Annotated in this window: 2 protein-coding genes; both read left to right on the top strand. The window is 66.6% G+C overall.

What is annotated here, in order from left to right:
- Nucleotides 1-174: 174 nt before the first annotated feature.
- Complete coding sequence (gene dop, locus ACFU8Q_RS41160; protein WP_384465251.1) at nucleotides 175-1686, top strand: depupylase/deamidase Dop; 1512 nt, start codon at nucleotides 175-177, stop codon at nucleotides 1684-1686.
- Between the two features lie 120 nt (nucleotides 1687-1806).
- Nucleotides 1807-2025 (top strand): ubiquitin-like protein Pup, encoded by a 219-nt coding sequence (locus ACFU8Q_RS41155; protein WP_016325855.1) that lies wholly within the window; start codon nucleotides 1807-1809, stop codon nucleotides 2023-2025.
- The last annotated feature ends 54 nt before the right edge of the window (nucleotides 2026-2079 follow it).

Here is a 2079-nt window from a genome sequence, read left to right as displayed (position 1 = left end):
TCGCACGACACCGCAGCAATGACGTAATTGATCTCCCCACCAGCACAGAGGCGCTCTAGGCTCTTGCGTACCGCCCGGTCGCGCAGTGCGTGGACGGGCAGCGCACGCGCACCGACAAGCAGCGGTACTTGAGCGCCGCCCCTCAAGGGAGCGCCGCCGGGCAAGGAGGGCCGCATGACCGTACGGCGAGTAATGGGCATCGAGACGGAGTACGGGATCTCCGTCCCCGGCCACCCCAACGCCAATGCCATGCTCACCTCGTCCCAGATCGTCAACGCCTACGCGGCGGCGATGCACCGGGCGCGCCGCGCCCGCTGGGACTTCGAGGAGGAGAACCCGCTGCGGGACGCGCGAGGTTTCGACCTCGCCCGCGAGACCGCGGACTCCAGCCAGCTCACCGACGAGGACATCGGCCTCGCCAACGTCATCCTCACCAATGGGGCCCGCCTCTACGTCGACCACGCGCACCCCGAATACAGCTCCCCGGAGGTCACCAATCCGCGGGACGCGGTCCTCTGGGACAAGGCCGGCGAACGCATCATGGCCGAAGCGGCCGAGCGCGCGGCCCAGCTGCCCGGCGCCCAGCCGATCCACCTCTACAAGAACAACACCGACAACAAGGGCGCCTCGTACGGCACGCACGAGAACTACCTGATGAAGCGGGAAACCCCCTTCTCCGACATCGTGCGCCATCTGACCCCGTTCTTCGTCTCCCGCCAGGTGGTCACCGGCGCCGGACGCGTGGGAATCGGCCAGGACGGCCACGAGCACGGCTTCCAGATCAGTCAGCGTGCCGACTACTTCGAGGTGGAGGTCGGCCTGGAGACCACCCTCAAGCGCCCCATCATCAACACTCGCGACGAACCGCACTCCGACGCGGAGAAGTACCGCCGGCTCCATGTGATCATCGGCGACGCGAACCTCTCGGAGATCTCCACCTACCTCAAGCTCGGCACCACCGCCCTGGTCCTCTCCATGATCGAGGACGGCTTCATCAACGTCGATCTCGCGGTCGACCAGCCGGTGCGCACGCTGCACCACGTCTCCCACGACCCGACGCTGCAGCACCTGATCACGCTGCGCAGCGGGCGCACGCTCACCGCGGTACAGCTACAGATGGAGTACTTCGAGCTGGGCCGCAAGTACGTCGAGGAGCGGTACGGGGTGGACGCCGACGAGCAGACAAAGGACGTCCTGGTCCGCTGGGAGGACACCCTCAACCGGCTGGAGAACGATCCGATGAGCCTGTCCGGCGAGCTCGACTGGATCGCCAAGCGGGAACTCATGGAGGGCTACCGCCGCCGTGACAATCTTGACTGGGACGCGGCGCGGCTGCACCTCGTGGATCTCCAGTACGCCGACGTGCGGGCCGAGAAGGGCCTGTACAACCGTCTGGCGGCCCGCGGCAAGATGAAGCGCCTGCTGGACGACCGTGACGTCGAGAAGGCCCGTACGGGACCTCCGGAGGACACCAGGGCCTACTTCCGCGGCCGCTGCCTGGAGCAGTACGCCGACGACGTGGCCGCGGCCTCCTGGGACTCGGTCATCTTCGATCTGCCGGGCCATGACTCGCTGCAGCGGGTGCCCACCCTGGAACCGCTCCGGGGCACCCGTAATCACGTCAAGGAGCTCCTGGACCGCTGCCGCACGGCGGAAGAGCTGGTCCAGGTGCTGTCGGGCGGCTGAAAGGGCCGCGATCGGGGAAACATCGGGATGACCCCCGGACGTTGAGACAACTACCGGGCCAATGTCGGACCCCGTGGGTAGGGTCTGATCAAGTGCTTCGAACCGAGCGGGGTGAGCTATATGGCGACCAAGGACACCGGCGGCGGACAGCAGAAGGCGACGCGCTCCACGGAGGAGGTCGAGGAGCAGGCGCAGGACGCGCAGGCCTCCGAGGACCTCAAGGAGCGCCAGGAGAAGCTGAGCGACGATGTCGACTCGGTTCTGGACGAGATCGATGACGTACTCGAAGAGAACGCCGAAGACTTCGTGAGGTCATTTGTCCAAAAGGGTGGACAATAGTTCACGTATGTGAACGCGGGGGAGTGGAGCGGCGTGCGCGGTGCGGGCGAGGTC

The organism is Streptomyces sp. NPDC057543 (assembly GCF_042801895.1).
Classification (GTDB): domain Bacteria; phylum Actinomycetota; class Actinomycetes; order Streptomycetales; family Streptomycetaceae; genus Streptomyces.
This window is presented reverse-complemented; position numbering and strand designations above follow the sequence as displayed.